We start from the raw sequence: 15,950 nt of genomic DNA on the forward strand, positions 1-15,950 counted from the left end.
CCCAACGGTCCCCTCTCCCTTCAGGGAGAGGGTTAGGGAGAGGGTGCTCTCAGTCTTGGCGCCGAAATCCCGGGAAACCCCATTCGCGAGCAAGAACTAGGCGTCCCCCTCGCTCCTACGAAAAGCAAGCTCTCACCCGGCTGGCCCCAACGATCAGCGGCGTGCCGCTGTACGGATCGCTCAGCAACGTACAGCGCACGCCATACAGCGCCTCCACCAGTTCCGCCGTCACCACCCTGGCCGGCGCGCCTTCGGCCAGCACCTGGCCGCCCTTCATCGCCACCAGGTGGTCGGCGTAGCGGCAGGCGCTGGACAGGTCGTGGACCACCATCACCACCGTCTTGCCGGCCTCGGCCAGGTGGCGGATCAGTTCGAAGACCTCGATCTGGTGGCCCAGGTCCAGCGCCGAGGTGGGTTCGTCGAGCAGCAGCAGCGGGGTGTCCTGGGCGATGGCCATGGCGATCCAGGCGCGCTGGCGCTGGCCGCCGGACATGGATTCCAGCGGCCGCTCGGCCAGCTCGCCGAGGTCGGCGGCGGCCAGGGCGGCGTCCACCACCTTCTGGTCCTCGGCGCTCCATTGCTGGAACAGGCCCTGGTGCGGCTGGCGGCCGAAGCGGATCAGCTCGGCCACGGTGAGGCCGTCCGGGGCGCTGGCGTCCTGGGGCAGCAGCGCCAGGCGCCGCGCCACTTCCTTCGACGGCAGGCTGGCGATGGCCTTGCCGTCGAGCAGCACGGCGCCGCCGCTGGGCTTCTGCAGGCGCGCCAGGCCCGCCAGCAGGGTGGACTTGCCGCAGCCGTTGGGGCCGACGATGGCGGTGACCTGGCCGGCCGGCAGGCGCAGGTCCAGGCCTTCGATGATCGGCCGCTTGCCGTAGGCCATGCACAGGCCGCGGGTTTCCAGCGGGGCGACGGGGTTCGGGTTCATGGCTGTCTCCCGGAGGGTTGGCGCAGGATGATCCACAGCAGGTAGGGCGCGCCTATCACCGCCATGACGATGCCCACGGGGATTTCGATGGGCGCCAGCAGGGTGCGTCCCAGCCAGTCGGCCAGCAGCGTCAGCAGGGCGCCGGCCAGGGCCGCGTTGAGCACCGGCACGCCGTGTTGGCCGCCCAGGTAGCGCGCTGCCTCGGGGGCGATCAGCGCCACCAGGCCGACCGGCCCGGCCACCGCCACGGCCAGCCCGGTGAGGGCCACGCTCAGCGCCAGGGTGGCGATGCGCATGGCGCCAAGGCGCACGCCCAGGCCGATGGCGACGCTGTCGGAGAAGCGCATCGTCGTCAGTGGCCGCGTCAGCAGGCGCGCCGCCGGCAGGCCCAGGGCCAGGCCGCCGGCCAGCAGCCACACGGCCAGCGGCGGGCGGGCGTTGAGGCTGCCGACGGTCCAGGGGTAGGCGGCGTTGGCCGCGTCTATGTCGGCGCGGGCCAGCATCAGGTTGGTCAGAGCGCCGAACAGCGCGCCTATGCCCAGGCCGACGACGATGAAGCGATAGCCGCGGGCGCCGGCCCCGGCCGCGAGCAGGAAGGTCAGCGCGGCAGCGCTGGCGGCGCCGGTCAGGGCCAGCGCCGAGGGCGCCAGGCTGGTCGGCACCGCGACTATGGAGGCCACGGCGAAGGCGGTGGCGCCGTTGTCCAGGCCGACCATGCCCGGGGTGGCCAGGCGGTTGCGCGCCAGGGTCTGCATCAGGCAGCCGGCGGCGCCCAGGGCCGCGCCGCTGAGCAGGCCGGCGAGCAGGCGCGGCAGGCGCAGTTCGCGCACCAGCAGTTGCTGGAAGGGGTCGCCCTGGCCGAGCAGGGCGGCGATGGCCTGGCTGGCGCCGAGGCCGTCGCCGGTCAGGCAGAACAGGAAGGCAGCGGCCAGCGCCGCCAGCAACATCAGGCCGATCATGAGGCTGCGGCGGTGCCAGAGCAGCGACAGCCGGCCCAGGCGCAGCAGGCCGTAGCCGTGGGGAGAGGGCACGTTCATTGGCGTTGCAGCGTCGGCAGGCGGTGCGAGCGCACCACGGCGATGAGGATGGGCGCGCCGACGAAGGCGGTGACCACCCCCACCGGCATCTCGTAGGGGCGCACCAGCAGGCGCGCGATTATGTCGGCCAGCAGCAGTACGCAAGGCCCCAGCAGCAGGCACAGGCCGAAGCCGCTGCGGATGTCGCTGCCCACCAGGCGGCGGGCGATGAAGGGCGCGATCAGGCCGAGGAAGGCGATGGGGCCGGCGGCGGCATTGGCCGTGCCCACCAGCAGCGCCACTGCCAGCAGGGTGGCCAGGCGCACCCGCTGCGGGTGGTGGCCGAGGCCGCTGGCGACGCGCTCGCCCAGGGCCAGGGCGGCCAGCGGGCGGATCAGCGGCAGCGCCACCAGCAGGCCGAGCAGCAGCCCCGGCAGGCTCCAGCGCAGGGTATCCAGCGGGCGGCCGGCGAGGCTGCCGACCACCCAGAAGCGCACCTCGTCGGCGGTGCGCTGGTCCCACAGCAGCACCAGGCTGCTCAGGGCGGTGAGCAGGCCGGAGAAGGCCACCCCGGCCAGCACCAGGCGTACCGGGTCGTCGCCCACCCCGCGCAGGCGCGACACCGCCAGCACCAGCAGGCAGCCGCCCAGGGCGCCGAGCACGGCCACCGCCAGGTTGAGGCCGGCGGCAGTGGCGCCGAGGTTGATCGCCAGGGTCACGGCGAAGGCCGAGCCGGCGCTGACGCCCAGCAGGCCGGGCTCGGCCAGCGGGTTGCGCGTCACCGATTGCAGCAGCAGGCCGGCGGCGCCCAGGGCCACGCCCACCAGCAGGGCCAGCTCGGTGCGCGCCAGGCGCAGCACGCCGACGACGAAGCGGGTGTCTTCGTCGGCGCCGCCGAACAGGGCTTGCAGGCTGGCCCAGGGCCCGGCGTCGCCGGCGCCCAGCAGCAGGCTGGACAGGCACAGCAGCAACAGAAGCGAAGCCGCCAGCCCGAGGGCCAGCGGCAAGGGCAGGCGCGCGGGCAGCATCAGTTGGCCAGCGCCTTCTCCACGTCATCCAGCACCTGCTGGGCGGCCAGGTAGCCGGAGCTGCTGCTCCAGATCTGCCCGTCGACGCTGGCCAGGTGCCCGGCCTGCACCGCTTTCAATCGGGTGAAGGCCGGCTGCCGGCGGGCTTCGGCCAGGGCCTTCTCGCCGTCGGGGTTGAGGGGGGCGAGGAAGATCCAGTCGGCATCGGCCTTGGACAGGTTCTCCAGGCTGAGGATGTCGGTGTGCGGGCGCTGGGTCTGCTGCGCCGCCAGCGGGTTGGGCCGCAGGCCCAACTGGTCGAGCAGCTGGCCGGCGAACAGGTGGCTGGACATCATGATCGGCCCCTGCGGGTTCCAGCGCACCACGCTGAGGCTGGCGTCGGCCGGCAGACGCGGGCGCAGCCCGGCGATGCGCTGGTCGAGTTCGTTCAGGCGCTGCTCGGCCTCGGCGTTCTTGTCCAGGGCCGCGGCATAGGTGCGGAAGGCTACGCGCCAGTCGTCCAGGGCGCCGCCCTTGGGCACCACGGTGGGCGCCATCAGGCTGAGCTTGGCGTACTGCTCGCGGGTCAGGCCGGGGCTGGCCAGGATCAGGTCCGGGCGCAGCTTGAGCACGGCTTCCAGGTTGACCTCGCGCACGGTGCCCACCAGCGGCAGCTTGCCGGCCTTGGCCTTGAGGTATTCGGGAATGTCGCTGCCGCCGCGGCTGGCCAGCGCGCCCAGGGGCTGCACGCCCAGGGCGAGGGCGGCGTCGAGGGTGTTCTCGCCCAGGGCCACCACGCGCTGCGGGTGGTCCTTGACCTGCACCGGGCCGAAGGCGGTGTCCAGGGTGGCGGCGCTGGCGCCGCTGGGCAGCAGGAGCAGGAAGGCGCTGGTGACGGCGGCGGCCGTGCAGGCCAGCAGGCGGCGGGAGAGGGGAAGGGCTCGGGCGTGCATGAAGGTTTTCCTGAGGCGCCGAAAGTGGCGGGCGGGTGGAAAATGCCCATAGATACGACAGAAGCGAGTTGGAATCACTCGCATTTACCGTTTTTTTACAACTGCGATGATTTGTGTCAAAGCCGCGCGGCAGAGCGCCGCGCGGTTCGCCCGGGTCAGTGGCCGGCCCACACTGCCCGGGGAATGCACACCTGGCCGTCGAACAGCAGGCGTGCGCTGCGCACCAGGCCGCAGCCGGCGATGCGCCCATCGTGCAGGCGGATTTCCACGCTGAATTCGCCACTGGGATGTTCCACCGCCAGGCGCCGTACCTCGCCTTCGCCGGCGCTGGCCACGCTCTGCGCCACCGAGCCTTCGACCAGGCAGGCGCTGGCCACGCTCACCGCGCCGAACACGCCGATGGAGGCGTGGCAGCGGTGCGGGATGAACGAGCGGGTGTTGATTGCCCCGCCCTGGCGCGGCGCCGAGACCAGGCACATCTTCGGCACGTTGCGCTGGCCGACGTCGCCCAGGTTCATGCGCGGGCCGGCCTGCAGGCGGATGGACTCCAGGCGCGCCTTCAGTTCGGCGTCGACGTCCAGTTCCTCGCGGCTTTCGCAGCCGCTGCGGCCCAGGTCCTCGGCGCGCAGCAGCACCACCGGCATGCCGTTGTCTATGCAGGTGACCTCGATGCCGTCGAAGCTGTCGCGGGCGTTGCCGGTGGGCAGCAGGGCGCCGCAGCTGGAGCCGGCCACGTCGGCGAATTCCACCACCAGCGGCGCGGCGCTGCCGGGCACGCCGTCGATGCGCGTGTCGCCGGCGTATTCCACTTCGCCGTCGGGCGTGGGGACGTGCGCCACGGCGATCTGCCCGGTGTTCTCCATGAAGATGCGCACCGCCGTGCTGGCGCCGCGCACCGGCACCAGGCCGCGCTCGATGGCGAAGGGGCCGACGCCGGCGAGGATGTTGCCGCAGTTCTGCCCGTAGTCTACCCGCGCCTCGTCCACCAGCACCTGGGCGAACAGGTAGTCGACGTCGGCGTCCTCGCGGCGCGAGGCCTGGACGATGGCGACCTTGCTGGTCAGCGGGTCGGCGCCGCCGAGGCCGTCGATCTGGCGCTTGTCCGGCGAGCCCATCACCGCCAGCAGCACGCGCTCGCGCAACCCGGCGTCGGCGGGCAGGTCGGTGCTCAGAAAGTAGGCGCCCTTGGAGGTGCCGCCACGCATGAGCAGGCAGGGGATGCGCGTCTGGCCCATGTTCAGCCTCCCAGTTCGTCGAGGCTGTCCACGTAGCGCAGGCCCTTGGCGGCCAGGCGCGGGCGCATTTCGTAGATGTCCAGGCCGAGTTCGCCGGCGGCCAGGCGCAGGCGCTTCTGCTCTTCCAGGTCGGCGCGCTTGCGCGCGGCTTCCAGCACCTGGGCCGCTTCGCCGTGGCGCACCACGACCACGCCGTCGTCGTCGGCGACGACGATGTCGCCGGCGTTCACCAGTTGCCCGGCGCACAGCAGCGGCAGGTTCACCGAGCCGAGCACTTCCTTCACCGTGCCCTGGGCGTTGATGGCCCTGGACCAGACCGCGAAGCCCATCTCGCGCAGGGTGTGGCTGTCGCGGATGCCCGCGTCTATCACCAGGCCGCGCACGCCGCGTGCCTTGAGCGAGGTGGCCAGCAGGTCGCCGAAGTAGCCGTCGCTGCACGGCGAGCTGGGCGCCACCACCAGCAGGTCGCCGGGGCGGCACTGCTCGACGGCGACGTGGAACATCCAGTTGTCGCCCGGCGCCACCAGCACGGTCACCGCGCTGCCGGCCACCGCCACGCCCTGCTGGATCGGGCGGATGCCGGTGTTCAGCAGGCCCTTGCGGCCCTGGGCCTCGTGCACGGTGGCCACGCCCAGGCGGCCGAGTTCGTCGATGGTTTCCTGCGCGACACGCGGGATGTTGCGCACCACGATGCCGGTCTTGCCGATCAGCGCGCTCATGCCAGGTTCTCCGTCACGCGCGGGAAGATGCTCTGGAAGCCTTCGGCGTAGACGATGTTGCGCGTGCTGGTGATGCCGACGTTGCGCTTGGCCTGCACGCCGCGCTGCAGGGCGACGCGGGTGTAGTACTCCCACAGGTGTTCCTGGCCGGCCATGCACTGGATGGCGGCGTACTTCCTGTCCCACACGCCGGTGATGTCGAGGAAGGTGTCCGGGCGCCATTCGCACTGCTCCGGCTGGTGCGGTTCGAAGGCGTATACGGGCGGCGCGCCGACGATCTTCTCGCCCGGCTTGTAGCCCTCGGCCTGGGCGATGATGCGCGCCTCCTGGGCGAGGTTCATGGCCAGTGGGTGGTCGTAGTTGTACGGGTCCTTCAGCGAGTGGCTGAGGACGAATTCCGGCTGCACGCGGCGGAACACGTCGGCCAGGCGGAACAGGGTGTCCTTGTCGGCGCGCATCGGGTAGTCGCCGATGTCGAAGAACTCGACGCTGGCGCCGAGGATTTCGGCGGCGGCCAGGGCTTCCTCGCGGCGCGCGGCCTTGATCTTCTCTTCGGTCATCTCGCCCTTGCGCCACAGCTTGGCGGATTCGCCGCGCTCGCCGAAGGACAGGCAGACGATGTGTACGGCGTAGCCCTGCTCGGCGTGCAGGGCGATGGCGCCACCGGCGCGCCAGACGAAATCGGCGGAATGGGCGCTGACCACCAGGGCGGATTTTTGTGCTGCGTTCATGTGGGTGGGCTCCGGTTGGGAATGTGTCGAGGATGTCACCGAGGGCCGTGGCGGACTAATGCGTTCAGTTGTTGGAGGTATGCGTTCTGCTTATTGCGCTTGTCGGGAGGGCTGGGCATAGTCCCGTCGGAGTAGGGCTGCGCGCCGGGAGGGGATATGAGCGACTTCGAGCTGCCGAACCTGATGCAGGTCCGCGCCTTCGTCCGCGTGGCGGACCTGGGCAGTGTGTCGCGGGCTTCGGAGGCGCTGTTCCGCGCGCAGTCGGTGGTCACCCGCGCCATCTCCGAGCTGGAGGCGCGGCTCGACGCGCCGCTGTTCGAGCGCCACGCCAACGGCATGCGCCTGACCGACTACGGCGACTGCGTGCTGCCCCGCGCGCGCCGCGTGCTGGCCGAGCTGGAGAGCGTGCCCAGGGTGCTGGGCGCGGCGCCGGTGGAGCCGCTGTACCTGTTCCAGGGGCGGCGCCTGGAGGTCTTCGTCAAGCTCTGCGAGACGCGCCACATGCAGACCGTGGCCAGCCACTTCGGCCTCAGCCAGCCGGCGGTCAGCTCGGCGCTCAAGGTGCTGGAGGGCGGCTGCGGCCGGCCGCTGTTCGAGCGCACCCCGCGCGGCCTGCAGCCGACGCGGGCGAGCCACGAGATCCTGTTCCCGATCCGCCGCGCGCTCAACGAGCTGCGCCATATCGAGACCGACCTCAGCGCCATGCGCGGCAGCCTGCGGGGCGTGGTGCACGTCGGCGCGCTGCCGCTGGGGCGCACGCGCATCCTGCCCGAGGCCATCGTCCGCCTCACCGCCGAGCATCCCGGGGTGCGGGTGATCACCAACGAAAGCCCGTTCGACCTGCTGGCCACCGAGCTGCGCGCCGGCGACCTGGATTTCGTCTTCGGCGCCCTGCGCTCGGCGGACTACGCCAGCGACCTGGCCGGCGAGGCGTTGCTCACCGAGGAGATGGTGCTGCTGGCGCGCCGCGGCCACCCGTTGCTGGAAGGCACCCGCGAGCTGGCGGAACTGCAGCAGGCGCGCTGGGTATTGCCGCGCGCGGGCTCCCCGGCCCGGGGCCTGCTCGACGCCTGCTTCGCCGCTTCGGGCATGGCCGCGCCCTGGCCGGTGGTGGAGAGCGGCGACCTGGCGACCATCCGCGGCCTGCTGCTGCGCTCGGACATGCTCGCGGCGGTGTCGGCGCACCAGCTGGAACACGAGATCGCCTCCGGCGAGCTGTGCCGCCTGCCGGTGCAGCTGCAACAGACCACCCGCGCCATCGGCCTGACCTGCCGCAGCGGCTGCCTGCATTCGCCGGTATCGGCGGCGTTGATGCAGAGCATCCGCGAGGTGGTCCAGGGGACAGGGCCCCATACCCTGTAGGAGCGGGCCCTGCCCGCGAAATCGCGCGCAGGGCGCGCTCCTACATGGGAATGGTGTGGGTGGGGCAGCGTAGGATCTCATCCGCGAATCGCGCCGGAGGTTCCGGCTATCGCGGACAAGGTCCGCTACGGGGGAGGCATGCCGTGTCTCTCGGTAACCTGTAGGAGCGGGCCCTGCCCGCGATTCGCGCGCAGGGCGCGCTCCTACATGGGAATGGTGCGGGTGGGGCAGCGTAGGAGCGGATCTCATCCGCGAATCTCGCCGGAGGTTCCGGCTATCGCGGACAAGGTCCGCTCCTACGGGGGGAGAATGCCATGCCTCGCGGAAACCTGTAGGAGCGGGCCCTGCCCGCGATTCGCGCGCAGGGCGCGCTCCTACATGGGAATGGTGTGGGTGGCGTAGCGTAGGCGGATCTCATCCGCGAATCACGCCGGAGGTTCCGGCGCGATTCGCGGACAAGGTCCGCTCCTACGGGGGAGAATGCCATGCCTCACGGAAACCTGTAGCGGGCCCTGCCCGCGATTCGCGCGCAGGGCGCGCTCCTACAGGGGAATGGTGCGGGTGGGGCAGTCGTAGGATGGGTTGAGCGAAGCGATACCCATCGCCATGGCCGCATGGGTTTCGCAAGCTCAACCCATCCTACGAAAGCGCCTCGGCGTGGGGCCTACAGCAGGCTCAGCGGATAGCTGACGATCAACCGGTTCTCGTCGAAGCTGTTGGTCCGCCCCCAGTCGCGGCGCATGTTGGAATTGCGCCATTTGACGTTCAGCGTCTTCAGCGGCCCGGATTGCACGGTGTAGGCCAGCTCGCTCTCGCGGGCCCATTCGGTGCCGTCGTCGGTGCTGGCGTTGTGCACGTTGTCGCCGTGGATGTAGCGGTTCATCAGCGTCAGGCCGGGCACGCCCAGGGCGGCGAAGTCGTAGTCGTGGCGCAGTTGCCAGGAGTGCTCCTTGGCGCTTTCGAAGCTGGAGCCGAAGGCGTCGTTGGCCAGGGTGCCGCCGCTGGCGCCGTTGACGCGGAACCACTCGTCGTCGCCCATGACTTTCTGCAGACCGACGTAGAAGGTGTTGCCGCCGACCTTCGCCGAGAACATCCCCGAGGCGGTGCGGTTGTCTAGGTCGCCGGCCTTGGCGCTGCCGTCTTCCTTACCCCAGAAGTAGCCCAGGTTGGCGCCCAGCACCCAGTCGCCGAGCGGCTGGAAGTGCTGCACCTGCAGGTACTGCTGCTGGTAGATGTCCTTCAGCTCGGCGTTCCACAGGCCGACCAGGGTGCGCTCGCCGTTGAAGCGGTATTCGCCGCCGACGAAGTCGAAGCGGTCGGAGGTGTAGGCCGTGCGGTTGAACAGGCTCATGTCCTCGATGCTGGCGTCGTTGCGCGGGCTGTTCTGGCGGAACTCGCCGCCGTAGAGGGTCAGCCCGGCGATTTCCTTCGAGGTGAGCTGCGCGCCCTGGAAGGTCTGTGTCAGCGAGCGGCCGTCGTCGGAACGCAGGATCGGCAGTGCCGGCGCCCATTCGCCGACTTTCAGTTCGGTCTTCGATACTCGCGCCTTGCCGGCCACCGCCAGGCGGCCGAAGTCATCGGCCGGGCGGCCGTCGTCGTGCACCGGCAGCAGCTGGGTGCCGGCGGTGCCGCGGCCGCCATCGAGCTTGATGCTGTACAGGCCGAGCACGTCCAGGCCGAAGCCCACGGTGCCCTGGGTGAAGCCGGACTTGAAGTCGAGGATGAAGCTCTGCGTCCATTCCTCGGCCTTGCCCTGGGCGGCATCGCCGGTGTAGTCGCGGTTCATGTAGAAGTTGCGCAGGGTCAGGCTGGACTTGGCGTCGTCGAGGAAGCCTTCGGCCAGGGCCTCCAGCGGCAGGGCCGAGGCCAGGGCCAGGGTGCAGACGAGACGGTGCTTGTGGGACGGGCGGATCATTGTTGTTGTTCTCCGTTTCTTGGGCAAAGCGTCGCCGGCCAGCGGCGCGGTGGCGTCGCTGGTGGGCGGTGAAGCTGGGGGGAGCGGGGTTAGCGCGGGGCCTTGCCGGCCACCGAGTAGCGCACCTGCTGGTTGCGCGTCTTCATGAAGTCTTCCAGGCTCTGGCCGCGCATGGCGGCGTAGATGTCCAGGTTGGAGACGCCCAGCACGGCGCCGAGTTTCTCCAGCACGAAGAAGATCACCCCGTAGTGGATCAGCCCGCGCCAGTCGCGGCGGCGCAGCAGGTCGCGCTCTTCCTCGCTGAGTTCGGCCTCGGCATACAGCGCCTCGGGTTCGGCGAGGAAGCGCTGGCGCCACTGCGGCTCGATCATGCGGTGCAGGAACTTGTTCAGCCGGTAGCCCTTGGCGCTGCGCTCCAGGGTGTAGGGGTAGGTGCCTTCGAGCTGCTCGGCGCCGGCCAGCTGGTGCTGCATGTGCTGGCGGTGGCGCTCGATGGCCGGGGCCGGCAGGCGCTGGTCGCGGTTCTGCAGCAGCAGGGTGGCGATGCCGGTCATGGACGGCAGGTAGTAGTCCTGGTGCAGCTTGTCGACGCTGGCGGACAGCGCGCCGCGCATGATCAGCCAGGTGATCACCTCGGCGCCCTCCATGCCGCCGAGGGTGGCGTATTCGGCGACGGTCATCTCGGTCAGGCGCTCGGGGTCGTTGACCAGCAGCTCGATGAACTGCGCGTCCCACTCAGGGTTGTTGAAGCCGCAGCGCTCGCCGTGGACCTGGTGCGACACGCCGCCGGTGGCGACGATGGCGACCTTGAGGTCCTCCGGGTAGCTCTCGATGGCGCGGCGCAGGGCCTGGCCGAGCTTGTAGCAGCGCCGCGCGCTGGGGATCGGCAGCTGCAGCACGCCGACCTGCAGCGGCACTATCTGCAGCGGCCAGCCGTCGGCGCAGGGCAGCAGCGCCGACATCGGCGAGAAGAAGCCGTGGTCCAGCGGCTTGTCGCGGAAGAAGCTCATGTCGAACTCGTCGGCCATCAGGCTCTGTCCGATGTGCCGCGACAGCGCCGCGTGGCCGCCCACCGGCGGCAGCTCGCGCGGGTTGCCGCCCTCGTCGGCGACGCCGTAGCGGTCGTCGACGCCGAGAGTGAAGGCGCTGTAGTGGTCGAAGAAGAACGAGGTGACGTGGTCGTTGAAGATGTAGAAGAGCACGTCCGGGCGCTGTTCCTGGAGCCAGGCGCGGATCGGTTCGAAGCTCTTGAAGATCGGCGCCCAGGCCGCTTCTTCCTGCTTGTCGTGGTCGACGGCGAAGCCGATGGTCGGGGTGTGGGAGACGGCTAGGCCACCAATGATGCGTGCCATGACGGGGTCCTCTGGTTCAGGTTACTGCGCGGCCAGCGGCTGGCTCGCGCGGCGCCGGGCGTGGCCGTTGGCCAGGATCGCCAGGGCCGCGACGAACGCCGGCAGGCCGAGGAAGGTGAACAGCAGCGGCAGGCCCAGGCCGAGGCTGAGCACCGCGCCGCCGATGAGCGAGCCGAAGATGGCGCCGAAGCGGCCGATGCCGAGCATCCAGCTTACCCCGGTGGCGCGGAACTCGGTGGGGTAGTAGCCCGGGGCGAAGGCGTTGAGGCCGGTCTGCGCGCCGCTCATGCAGAAGCCGGCGGCGGTCACGCCGAGCACCAGCAGGCTGGATTCCAGGCTCAGCGCGCCGAGGCTGACGATGCACAGGCCGCCCAGGGCGTAGGCGATGGCGATGACGCGGTTGGGGTTGCGCCGGTCCATGATCCAGCCGACCACGATGGCGCCGACGGTGCCGCCGATCTGGAACAGCCCGGTGATGGTGGCGGCGCGCTCGATGGACAGGCCGCCGTCGCGCAGCAGGGTGGGCAGCCAGCCCATGGTCAGGTAGATCACCAGCAGGCCCATGAAGTAGGTGGCCCACAGCGCCAGGGTGCCCAGGCGGAAGCGCCCGTCGAACAGCTGGCGCACCGGCGCCTTGTGCTGCACCGGCGGCTCGCTGACGCTGAAGCGGGTGCCTTCGGCGAAGTGCCCGCCGAGCTTGGCCAGGGCCGCGGCGATCTGCTCGGCCGGGGCCTTGCGCGCGGCCATGAAGCGCGCGGACTCGGGCAGCAGCCACAGCAGCAAGGGCAGCAGGGCCAGCGGCAGCAGGCCGCCGGCGAGCAGCACCGCCTGCCAGCCGTGGTGCGGGATCAGCCAGGCGGCGAGGAAGCCGCCCAGGCCCGAGCCCATGTTGAAGCCGGTGAACATGATGGTGATCAGCAGCGAGCGGCTGCGCTCGGGCAGGTATTCGGCCAGCAGCGTGGTGCTGTTGGGCATGGCCGCGCCCAGTGCGACGCCGGTGAGCAGGCGCAGGAAGGCCAGTTCGTAGGGGCTGCGGGCGAAGGCGCAGGCCAGGCTGAGCAGGCTGAAGCCGGTCACCGCGATCAGCAGCACCTTCTTGCGGCCGAGGCGGTCGGCGTAGGGGCCGGCGGTCAGCGCGCCTATGGCCAGGCCGATCATTCCGGCGCTCATCACCGGGCCGAAGGCGGCGCGGGACAGGCCCCACTCCTGCATCAGCGACGGGGCGATGAAGCCCATCACGGCGACGTCGAAACCGTCGAACAGGACGATGAGGAAGCACAGCGAGAGGATGAGCCACTGGTAGGCCGAGATCGGCCGGTTGTCGATCCAGTCTTTGACGTCGACGGTTTGCTTGAGCATTCGCGTTCACCTTTTGTTCTTGTAGTGGTGAAAATTCCAACAGGCTTCGAAAACGATGATGACCGGCAGGAATCACCTCGCCGTTTTTCGGCGTGGGGCGACTGTAAGGCTCAAGGGGCGGGGCCTGCCTCTGGGAAATCCTTAAGCGGGTATCGGTTTTGTTTATGAGGTGCTTGCGCAGGCGTTGCCGGGGCCGGCGACGCCTGGCGGGCGGGTTTCACTGGCTGAGTTCCTCGTGGTAGTCGGCCTGGCCCTGGCGCCAGTAGGCGGCGACGCGCATGGCTTCCTTCGGCTGGCCTTTCTCCAGCAGCAGGTTGCGCACACGGACCATGGCCGCGGCCTCGCCGGCGCCCCAGGCGAAGCCTTCGTCGGCGGGCAGGTGCAGGGCCTCGACGGCGGCCAGCAGGGTTTCGCCGTCATCGAACCAGCGCAGTTCGAGGTCGGCGGCAGTGGTGAACTGGCGACGGTCGGCCGCTTCCACCTGCAGCAGGACGATGGCGCGGGTGCCGGCCGGCATTTCCTCCAGGCGCCGGTGCACGGCGGGCAGGCCGGTGGCGTCGGCGACGAACAGGTGCCAGGCGAAGTCCAGCGGGACGATCATCGAGCCGCGCGGGCCGCCGATCACGGCGTTGTCGCCGACCTGGGCGTGCTCGGCCCACTGGCAGGCCTTGCCGTGGCCGTGCAGGGCGAACTCCACGGTCAGCTCGCGGGCAGCGGCGTCGAAGCGGCGCGGGGTGTAGTCGCGGCGCACGATGCTGCCATCGTCGTCCTCGAACATGAACTTGACGTGGTCGTCGAAGCCGGCGGAAACGAAATCGGCCAGGGCCTCGCCGGCGAAGGTGAGGCTGACGAAGTGCGGGCTGAGCTGTTCGCGGCGGGCGACCTGCACTTCGCGCATGCGCAGTTCGTGGCGGACGCGTTGCACGCGGCGTTGTTGGGTGGCTTGAGTCATGGGTGGCCCTCTTGGGCTATGGTTGATAATATCAACGATCATAAGAATCATTAGTTGATAAAGTCAACCGTATAGCCATGAAAGCCGACGACGTTCTCGAAACCATCCACTCCGTCATGCACCTGTACCGTTCGCGGCAATACCGCGAACTGCGCGACGGCCCCCACGACCTGACGCACATGGAATTCAAGGTGCTGGCCTTCTTCGCCCGCCGCCCGGGCGCCACCCAGCGCCAACTGGTGGAACACAGCGGCCGCGACAAGGCGCAGATCGCCCGGCTGATCCAGGGTCTGCGCAACCGTGGTTTGCTGGAGGGCAGCGCCGATGTGCTGGACAAGCGCAGCGTGTGCCTGAGCCTGAGCGCCGCTGGCCAGGCGGTTTACGCCGAGGTGGAAGGGCAGGGCCGGCATTTGTCGGAGGTGGCGGTGCGGGGGTTCAGCGCGCAGGAGCGGGAGCAGTTGCAGGGGTTGTTGGCGCGGGTGGAGGCGAACTTGCAGGGGGAGTGAGGGGTGTTTTTTGTGGGGGCTCGCCGGTGGTTTCGGTGGGGTGGGTGGGGCCGTTCCCTCTCCCCAGCCCTCTCCCTGAAGGGAGAGGGGGCTAGTTCGTGCCGAGAGGAGGAATGGTTTCAGTTGGAAACCTTCGGTGTTGCCGGCTAACTCCAGAACATCCGTATCTGCCCAACGGTCCCCTCTCCCTTCAGGGAGAGGGTTAGGGAGAGGGCGCGGAGGTTGGCATGGCAGCGGAGCCGCCGGTTACCTCGTTCGCGAGCAAGCTCGCTCCTACGAAAAGCTGGCCAATACCCGAGCGCAATAGCGGCTCCCGTAGGAGCGGGCCCTGCCCGCGATTCGCGCGCAGGGCGCGCGGCGTAACTCAGCCCTCCACCACCCGATAGCACGGCTCATAGGCCGCCCCACCCGGCAGCTTCATCCGGTGCTGCTTGACGAACGCGTGTAGCAGTTCATCCAGGCGCCGCATCAGCGCGGGTTCGCCGTGGATTTCGTAGGGGCCGAATTCCTCGATGGCGCGCACGCCCTTTTCCTTGACGTTGCCCGCGACTATCCCGGAGAACGCCCGGCGCAGGTTGGCGGCCAGTTCGTGGGCCGGCAGGTCGGTGCTCAGTTGCAGGGCGGCCATGTGTTCGTGGGTGGGGTCGAAGGGGCGCTGGAAGCCGACGTCGATCTTCAGCAGCCAGTTGAAGTGGAAGGCGTCGTTGCGCTCGCGGCGGAACTGCTTGACCTCCTTCAGGCCCTGGGCCATGTGCCGCGCGACTTCGGCCGGGTTGTCGACGATGATCTGGTAGCGCTGCTGCGCCGCCTCGCCCAGGGTGGCGCCGACGAAGGCGTGCAGTTGCTCGAAGTAGGCCGAGGCGCTGCGCGGCCCGGTGAGCACCAGGGGGAAGGGCAGGTCCTGGTTGTCCGGGTGCATGAGGATGCCCAGCAGGTAGAGGAATTCCTCCGCCGTGCCGACGCCGCCGGGGAAGATGATGATGCCGTGGCCGACGCGGACGAAGGCCTCCAGGCGCTTCTCGATGTCCGGCAGGATCACCAGTTCGTTGACGATCGGGTTGGGCGCCTCAGCGGCGATGATCCCCGGCTCGGTCAGGCCCAGGTAGCGGCCGCCGTGGTGGCGCTGCTTGGCATGGCCGATGGTGGCGCCCTTCATCGGCCCCTTCATCACGCCCGGGCCGCAGCCGGTGCAGACGTCCAGGTTGCGCAGGCCCAGCTCGTGGCCGACCTTCTTGGTGTACTTGTACTCCTCGGTGCTGATGGAGTGGCCGCCCCAGCACACGACTATCTTCGGCTCCACGCCCGGGCGCAGGGTGCGCGCGTTGCGCAGCAGGTGGAAGACGTAGTCGGTGATGCCCTGGGAGGTGTGCAGGTCGACACGCTGGTCGTCCAGTTCGTTGGCGGTGTAGACGATGTCGCGCAGGGCGCTGAAGAGCATCTCGCGGGTGCCGGCGATCATCTCGCCATCGACGAAGGCGTCGGCCGGCGCGTTGACCAGTTCCAGGCGCACGCCGCGGTCCTGCTGGTGGATGCGCACCTCGAAGTCGCGGTAGGCGTCGAGGATGGTCTTGGCGTTGTCGATGCGCGCGCCGGTGTTGAGGATGGCCAGGGCGCACTGGCGGAACAGTTGGTAGACGCTGCCCGTGCCGGCTTCGCTGAGTTGCTGGACTTCGCGCTGGGACAGGGTTTCGAGGGTGCCCTTGGGGCTGACCGAGGCATTGATGGTGGGTCTGGGGGACATTACAGCTTCCATTGGTGCGGATGCCCGGGAGGGCACCTGGGTACTCGACCGCGCGGGTGGCGGTGTCCTGCCCCGGGATGGCCGCAAGGGCGGCCCGGTGAGGGTGGGGCTTAAGCGGATAGTAGTGCGTGGGGAGCGAGGCCGCGAGCCCTGCGGATTGCCATCACGGCTGCGGGA

At 69.8% G+C, this 15,950-nt stretch carries 14 protein-coding genes; 2 read left to right on the top strand and 12 right to left on the bottom strand.

All coding sequences use genetic code 11. The features are described from left to right. Nucleotides 1-115: 115 nt before the first annotated feature. The 7 genes from QSJ95_RS15700 to galB form a co-directional block, all read right to left on the bottom strand. Nucleotides 116-925, bottom strand: a complete 810-nt coding sequence (locus tag QSJ95_RS15700) for an ABC transporter ATP-binding protein (protein ID WP_407072392.1) — start codon at nucleotides 923-925, stop codon at nucleotides 116-118. Next, nucleotides 922-1,962, bottom strand: a complete 1,041-nt coding sequence (locus QSJ95_RS15705; RefSeq protein WP_285643550.1) for a FecCD family ABC transporter permease — start codon at nucleotides 1,960-1,962, stop codon at nucleotides 922-924. The genes QSJ95_RS15700 and QSJ95_RS15705 overlap by 4 nt, the downstream gene beginning before the upstream one ends. Next, entirely contained in the window at nucleotides 1,959-2,969 is a 1,011-nt protein-coding gene (locus QSJ95_RS15710; RefSeq protein WP_285643552.1) for a FecCD family ABC transporter permease, read from the bottom strand. Before QSJ95_RS15710 ends, QSJ95_RS15705 begins: the two co-directional genes overlap by 4 nt. Then, nucleotides 2,969-3,901: an ABC transporter substrate-binding protein gene (locus QSJ95_RS15715; protein WP_285643554.1), complete on the bottom strand. Its 933-nt coding sequence runs from the start codon at nucleotides 3,899-3,901 to the stop codon at nucleotides 2,969-2,971. The genes QSJ95_RS15710 and QSJ95_RS15715 overlap by 1 nt, the downstream gene beginning before the upstream one ends. Nucleotides 3,902-4,056: 155 nt before the next feature. Continuing rightward, on the bottom strand, nucleotides 4,057-5,136 hold the full coding sequence (locus QSJ95_RS15720) for a 4-oxalomesaconate tautomerase (protein ID WP_285643556.1): 1,080 nt from the start codon (nucleotides 5,134-5,136) through the stop codon (nucleotides 4,057-4,059). 2 nt (nucleotides 5,137-5,138) lie between these two features. Then, a complete protein-coding gene (locus tag QSJ95_RS15725; RefSeq protein ID WP_285643558.1) occupies nucleotides 5,139-5,855 on the bottom strand; it encodes a 4-carboxy-4-hydroxy-2-oxoadipate aldolase/oxaloacetate decarboxylase in 717 nt (238 codons plus the stop codon). Next, nucleotides 5,852-6,586 carry a 4-oxalmesaconate hydratase gene (gene galB, locus QSJ95_RS15730; RefSeq protein ID WP_285643561.1) on the bottom strand — a complete coding sequence of 245 codons (735 nt, stop codon included), beginning with the start codon at nucleotides 6,584-6,586 and terminating at the stop codon, nucleotides 5,852-5,854. Before galB ends, QSJ95_RS15725 begins: the two co-directional genes overlap by 4 nt. Nucleotides 6,587-6,742: 156 nt before the next feature. Between galB and QSJ95_RS15735 the strand changes: the two genes are divergently transcribed. Continuing rightward, nucleotides 6,743-7,948, top strand: a complete 1,206-nt coding sequence (locus tag QSJ95_RS15735; protein WP_285643563.1) for a LysR family transcriptional regulator — start codon at nucleotides 6,743-6,745, stop codon at nucleotides 7,946-7,948. A 664-nt stretch (nucleotides 7,949-8,612) separates the two neighbouring features. Here QSJ95_RS15735 and QSJ95_RS15740 read toward each other — a convergent pair. From QSJ95_RS15740 to QSJ95_RS15755, 4 genes are all read right to left on the bottom strand, one after another. After that, nucleotides 8,613-9,863: an OprD family porin gene (locus QSJ95_RS15740; protein WP_285643566.1), complete on the bottom strand. Its 1,251-nt coding sequence runs from the start codon at nucleotides 9,861-9,863 to the stop codon at nucleotides 8,613-8,615. Between the two features lie 89 nt (nucleotides 9,864-9,952). Beyond that, nucleotides 9,953-11,215 (bottom strand): gallate dioxygenase, encoded by a 1,263-nt coding sequence (locus QSJ95_RS15745; protein WP_043272481.1) that lies wholly within the window; start codon nucleotides 11,213-11,215, stop codon nucleotides 9,953-9,955. A 21-nt stretch (nucleotides 11,216-11,236) separates the two neighbouring features. Next, nucleotides 11,237-12,574 (bottom strand): MFS transporter, encoded by a 1,338-nt coding sequence (locus tag QSJ95_RS15750; protein ID WP_285643568.1) that lies wholly within the window; start codon nucleotides 12,572-12,574, stop codon nucleotides 11,237-11,239. 217 nt (nucleotides 12,575-12,791) lie between these two features. After that, nucleotides 12,792-13,526 (bottom strand): siderophore-interacting protein, encoded by a 735-nt coding sequence (locus QSJ95_RS15755; RefSeq protein WP_285643570.1) that lies wholly within the window; start codon nucleotides 13,524-13,526, stop codon nucleotides 12,792-12,794. 77 nt (nucleotides 13,527-13,603) lie between these two features. On the opposite strand from QSJ95_RS15755, the gene QSJ95_RS15760 reads away from it, so the two are divergent. Beyond that, entirely contained in the window at nucleotides 13,604-14,032 is a 429-nt protein-coding gene (locus tag QSJ95_RS15760) for a MarR family winged helix-turn-helix transcriptional regulator (protein ID WP_285643572.1), read from the top strand. Nucleotides 14,033-14,396: 364 nt separating this feature from the next. On the opposite strand, the gene ppnN is transcribed toward QSJ95_RS15760, so the two are convergent. Further along, complete coding sequence (gene ppnN, locus QSJ95_RS15765; protein ID WP_064582182.1) at nucleotides 14,397-15,773, bottom strand: nucleotide 5'-monophosphate nucleosidase PpnN; 1,377 nt, start codon at nucleotides 15,771-15,773, stop codon at nucleotides 14,397-14,399. Nucleotides 15,774-15,950: the final 177 nt, after the last annotated feature.

Origin of the sequence: Pseudomonas sp. NBRC 100443, assembly GCF_030268185.1 — a bacterium.
GTDB lineage: Bacteria > Pseudomonadota > Gammaproteobacteria > Pseudomonadales > Pseudomonadaceae > Pseudomonas > Pseudomonas citronellolis.

What these genes read in the sequence shown, in the direction of transcription:
- QSJ95_RS15700 (WP_407072392.1), bottom strand. Translation starts at nt 925, where the DNA reads ATGAACCCGAACCCCGTCGCCCCGCTGGAAACCCGCGGCCTGTGCATG.
- QSJ95_RS15705 (WP_285643550.1), bottom strand. Translation starts at nt 1,962, where the DNA reads ATGAACGTGCCCTCTCCCCACGGCTACGGCCTGCTGCGCCTGGGCCGG.
- QSJ95_RS15710 (WP_285643552.1), bottom strand. Translation starts at nt 2,969, where the DNA reads ATGCTGCCCGCGCGCCTGCCCTTGCCGCTGGCCCTCGGGCTGGCGGCT.
- QSJ95_RS15715 (WP_285643554.1), bottom strand. Translation starts at nt 3,901, where the DNA reads ATGCACGCCCGAGCCCTTCCCCTCTCCCGCCGCCTGCTGGCCTGCACG.
- QSJ95_RS15720 (WP_285643556.1), bottom strand. Translation starts at nt 5,136, where the DNA reads ATGGGCCAGACGCGCATCCCCTGCCTGCTCATGCGTGGCGGCACCTCC.
- QSJ95_RS15725 (WP_285643558.1), bottom strand. Translation starts at nt 5,855, where the DNA reads ATGAGCGCGCTGATCGGCAAGACCGGCATCGTGGTGCGCAACATCCCG.
- galB (WP_285643561.1), bottom strand. Translation starts at nt 6,586, where the DNA reads ATGAACGCAGCACAAAAATCCGCCCTGGTGGTCAGCGCCCATTCCGCC.
- QSJ95_RS15735 (WP_285643563.1), top strand. Translation starts at nt 6,743, where the DNA reads ATGAGCGACTTCGAGCTGCCGAACCTGATGCAGGTCCGCGCCTTCGTC.
- QSJ95_RS15740 (WP_285643566.1), bottom strand. Translation starts at nt 9,863, where the DNA reads ATGATCCGCCCGTCCCACAAGCACCGTCTCGTCTGCACCCTGGCCCTG.
- QSJ95_RS15745 (WP_043272481.1), bottom strand. Translation starts at nt 11,215, where the DNA reads ATGGCACGCATCATTGGTGGCCTAGCCGTCTCCCACACCCCGACCATC.
- QSJ95_RS15750 (WP_285643568.1), bottom strand. Translation starts at nt 12,574, where the DNA reads ATGCTCAAGCAAACCGTCGACGTCAAAGACTGGATCGACAACCGGCCG.
- QSJ95_RS15755 (WP_285643570.1), bottom strand. Translation starts at nt 13,526, where the DNA reads ATGACTCAAGCCACCCAACAACGCCGCGTGCAACGCGTCCGCCACGAA.
- QSJ95_RS15760 (WP_285643572.1), top strand. Translation starts at nt 13,604, where the DNA reads ATGAAAGCCGACGACGTTCTCGAAACCATCCACTCCGTCATGCACCTG.
- ppnN (WP_064582182.1), bottom strand. Translation starts at nt 15,773, where the DNA reads ATGTCCCCCAGACCCACCATCAATGCCTCGGTCAGCCCCAAGGGCACC.